The following is a 3,899-nucleotide window of genomic DNA, read 5'->3' as shown; positions in this document are numbered from 1 at the left end:
TATCGCGCTGATCGGCCGCCACGGCCTGCCGCATGCTCGCGCCATCGCCCGCCGCAAAGCTTTGAACCCGACCATCGCGGACCTGATCAAGGCGCTGGAAAAGCCGACGCTGGTCAGGCTGCGGCCGCCGCAGCCCATCGTCCAGGCATTGCCCGCGAAGGCCGACCCGGCACCCGTCGGGTCAGAAGCACCGATAGTCAAGGACGAACCCGCCCTTCCCGCCAGCGCGGACATGCGTGAGACGCCCGGCATTGCCGCCGCAAATGCCAGGCGCCGGCTGCGCGCGATGATGCGCCCCGAAGCGGGAACCGAGAGCGTCAATCCGTTTATCGCCCCGTCGACCTTCACCAAGTTGCGTGAGACGGCGCTGACCGGCAACGCCGCCTTCTTCCAGACGGCGCTGGCGGACGCGCTCGATATCGATTTCCAGACGGCGCGGGCGCTGACCGAACAGGCAGGCTATGCTGCGTTGCTTGCCGCGTTGCGCTCGCTCGACCTCAACGAGGACCGGGCCTTCCTGATCGCCGTCGCCGTCTATCCCAGAGAGTTTCCGCACCCGCAGGCGATCCGCCTGTTCCTCGACCGCTACCGCCTGCTGCACCGCGACGCCGCACTCGACAAGGTGCGCGCCTGGAAGGTTGAGACCCTGTCGCGGGCGATCCGCGGCAATGCGGGCGAGGTGGCGAATGCCGAGGAACGCCGAGCCTCGAACAGCGACGACTCCGCCGCAAACCTCAAGGCGTCATGAGTCCGTCTTGACGGACAAAAGGTCCTCGACCGGAACGGCGCCGGCCTCGATCTCGACCACCCAGATGTCGGGATCGAATTTCTTCTCGCGCTCCAGCCTGGCGTCGAACGGTGCGGCATCGTCGCCGGTACCAAGCAGGCTGAAGAAGCGCTCGTCAGGCTTGGCCGAATCGTAGCTGGTCTGCGGCGCCGGCCCGAACAGGGCGACCGCGCCCAGCCGGCCGCGCGACAGCACGAAGACCGCGCCCGCCTCGGCCGCGCCGCGCTTCGCCACCGCGGCAAAACCGCCGGCGGCGAACACTCGGCGCAACAGGGCCGACACCCACAGATCGGTGGTCACGCGCATGGCAAGGCTCCGGACGGCATGCGCGGCTCCTTACAACATCGGCCCGTGATTGCGCCAGCTGTCGCCCGACGCTCAGTTGGTGAGGCCGATCTCGCGCATCTTGACGTACACGATCTCATCGGGCTCGCCGGTCTCAGGCAAGCCGAACAACGACTGGAACTCCTTGATCGCCGCCTTGGTGCGGGCGCCGACGACGCCGTCGAGCTGCATGTCGTTGTTGCCGAAGGCCTTCAACCCGGCCTGGATCTTGACAATGCGGGCGTCGGGCGCCTCGGCGGACACGTTGGCCGGCGCCGAGACTGGAATCGGTGCCGCCAAAGGCGCCGCTGCCGGAGCTGTGGCCCTGTCCACGGGCCTCGGCACGGGATGCGGAATGGCCGCCGTCGTCTGCTTGGCGCCGAGCTGGTCGAGCAGCATGGCGTCGATCTCGCCGGTGGCCGGCAGGCCGACCTTCTGCTGATAGGCCTGGATGGCCTTGCGGGTGTTGGGGCCGGAAATGCCGTCGACTGTCCCGGAATAGAAATCGAGATCTTTCAAAATGCCTTGGACCTGTTCGACGGTCGGATCGCTCTTGACCGGCGCAGGCCGCACGATGTTGATGGTGGTCTCGGGCTCTTCCGCACCAGCACGCGGAAAATCCTCGATGCTCCTGGTGGCGAAGAACGCGCCGGCGTGCGGGAAAGGCTGGTACCAGAGCGCGTTGGCCGAGACATAAAATAGCGTCACCAGGAAGGCGGTCGAACCGCCGACCAGCACCGGATTGCGCGAGATCATGCCGCCGAGTGCAATCGCGCCCTCCTCGAAGGCGCTGCTCTGGCGCTTGACCGCCCTAGGCTGTTTTGCGGAGCGAGCCATTCCTGTCCCCTTTCGCATGCCCCTTGGTCTTCAGCGCGGGTATCGCCAACACCCCATCGCTCTTGTCCGAACGACCTCTCGGTCCGTTCACCGGCAGGCTGATCGTCACCGTGGTGCCCTCACCCGGCATGCTCTCGATCGACATGGTGCCGTCATGCAGTGCCACAAGGCCCTTGACCAGCGACAGGCCGAGCCCGGTTCCCTCGAAGCGGCGCGTATAGTCGTTCTGGATCTGCATGAAGGGCTTGCCGAGATTGACGAAATCCTCCTCGGCGATGCCGATGCCGGTATCGCTGACCCAGAAATGCAGCCGCGAGCCGACCCGCTTGGCGCCCACCACGACCTTGCCGCCATCAGGTGTGAACTTGATGGCGTTGGAGACGAGGTTGATCAGTATCTGCTGAACGGCGCGGCGGTCGGCGTTGATCTCGCCCGCATCCGGCGCGATTTGCGCGGCAAGCCTGATATTCTTGGCCTCGGCCTGCAGCCGCATCATCGACTGGCACATATCGACCGCTTCAGCGAAGCGGAACGGCTCGGGCTCGGTCGCGTAGGCGCCGGCCTCGATCCGGGAAACGTCGAGGATCGAGGTGACGACGTTGAGGAGATGCTGGCCGGAGTCCCTCACCAGGCCGACATATTCCTTCTGGCGCGGATCGCCGAAGGGACCGAACATCTCATGCAGCAGCATGTCGGAGAAGCCGATGATGGCGTTGAGTGGCGTGCGAAGCTCGTGGCTGACCACGGCCAGGAAACGTCCTTTCGTCACCTCGGCCGCGGCCGCGGTCTCGTTAGCGGCGGCGAGCTTTTCGCGCAGGGCCGCGACCTCGTCGTTTTCGCTGAGCAGGAGCATAAAGGTGTCCCGCTGCTCGCCCCGCATTAGCTGAAGACGAAACGGCCGGAAATTGTCGGCGGCGCCTGACCCATCGCGCGGCAGCCGGATGCGCAGGTCGACCCGGCGCATTGCGGCACCGTCGCGCATATCGGCGAGCGCGGAGAGATAGTCGACACGATCGGCGAGGTGGACGCGCTCGAACAGGCCGGTACCGAGAAGAAGCTCCGGCTGAAGTTTCAGGATGGCGCGCGCCTTGGCTGAAGCGTCCAGTACCTCGCCCTGCCGGCCCAACTGCAGCACGACGGCATCGATGATGTCCTCAAGCCGGTCGCGGGCGAGCGACACCGGCTGGGTGTTGCCAGGATCACGGAGCGAATTCAGACGCGGGACCAGGGTCAACGCCCAGGCCAGCGGCAACAGCCAGTGCCAGGCGGCGATCCCGGCCGAGCCGAGCGGCAACAGCGGGCCGGCGAAAAGCTGCAGCAGGACGGCGCCGAGCGCGGACAGCGCGCCCCACAGGGCGGCGCGTCGCGAGCCGCCGATCCACCAGGCTTCGAACGGGAGCGTAAGCGCAAGCAGCGCGACCGGCGAGGCAAGACCGCCGGCGGCGAAGATCGCGCCTGCAAGAGCAAGGCCGCCGAACAAGAGCGCCGCACGGCCGACGAGCGCCATCCGGCCGGATGCCGCAACCAGCAGCGCGGCGAACCAGCAAAGGCCGAAGGCGGCGAAGATCGCGGTCACCGTCACGGCGGCGCCAAGGCTCGAGGTGACCAGCGTCACCGCGGCGCCGGCGGCAAGGAAGGGGGCTGCCAGCATGACGCCGATGAAGCGGCGCTGGCGCAGGCGCTCGCCCACGCCCGTTATGGTCGGATGGACCATACGTTCGCAGCCGGCAGCCATCGCGCCAGGCAATTCAGCGTATCTGGCCGTAATCGAACTCAACGCACTCGCACCCGGTCGTGAACTGCCCTGCTTTTCGCAGGTCGCTTTTGCTTGCCCTGAGACTCGCATCCAGCGTTTAAGGAATGGATAAGGCTGACCCGGTCGACGCCCGGCCCACGGCAAATATTGAGACGCCGGCGCGGGAAAGCCCGGCGATCTCGCGCCATGGTAAAC

At 66.7% G+C, this 3,899-nt stretch carries 4 protein-coding genes; 1 reads left to right on the top strand and 3 read right to left on the bottom strand.

The window, feature by feature from the left end; translation table 11 throughout:
* Positions 1 to 748: hypothetical protein (locus EOA33_RS27145; protein WP_127407042.1), on the top strand; the 748-nt coding region annotated here is incomplete at its 5' end.
* Here EOA33_RS27145 and EOA33_RS27140 read toward each other — a convergent pair.
* The 3 genes from EOA33_RS27140 to EOA33_RS27130 all read right to left on the bottom strand — a co-directional run bounded on the left by EOA33_RS27140 (position 743) and on the right by EOA33_RS27130 (position 3,662).
* Positions 743 to 1,093: a DUF1491 family protein gene (locus EOA33_RS27140; RefSeq protein ID WP_127407041.1), complete on the bottom strand. Its 351-nt coding sequence runs from the start codon at positions 1,091 to 1,093 to the stop codon at positions 743 to 745. The two genes, EOA33_RS27145 and EOA33_RS27140, sit on opposite strands and share 6 nt — an antisense overlap.
* A 72-nt stretch (positions 1,094 to 1,165) precedes the next feature.
* Entirely contained in the window at positions 1,166 to 1,948 is a 783-nt protein-coding gene (locus tag EOA33_RS27135; protein WP_127407040.1) for a peptidoglycan-binding protein, read from the bottom strand.
* Entirely contained in the window at positions 1,923 to 3,662 is a 1,740-nt protein-coding gene (locus tag EOA33_RS27130) for a HAMP domain-containing sensor histidine kinase (RefSeq protein ID WP_127407039.1), read from the bottom strand. The genes EOA33_RS27135 and EOA33_RS27130 overlap by 26 nt, the downstream gene beginning before the upstream one ends.
* Positions 3,663 to 3,899 lie beyond the last annotated feature (237 nt).

This window comes from Mesorhizobium sp. M4A.F.Ca.ET.050.02.1.1 (assembly GCF_003997725.1).
Taxonomy (GTDB): Bacteria; Pseudomonadota; Alphaproteobacteria; order Rhizobiales; family Rhizobiaceae; genus Mesorhizobium.
Note: the sequence above shows the minus strand (reverse complement) of the source record. Positions and strands in the feature narration are given on the sequence as shown.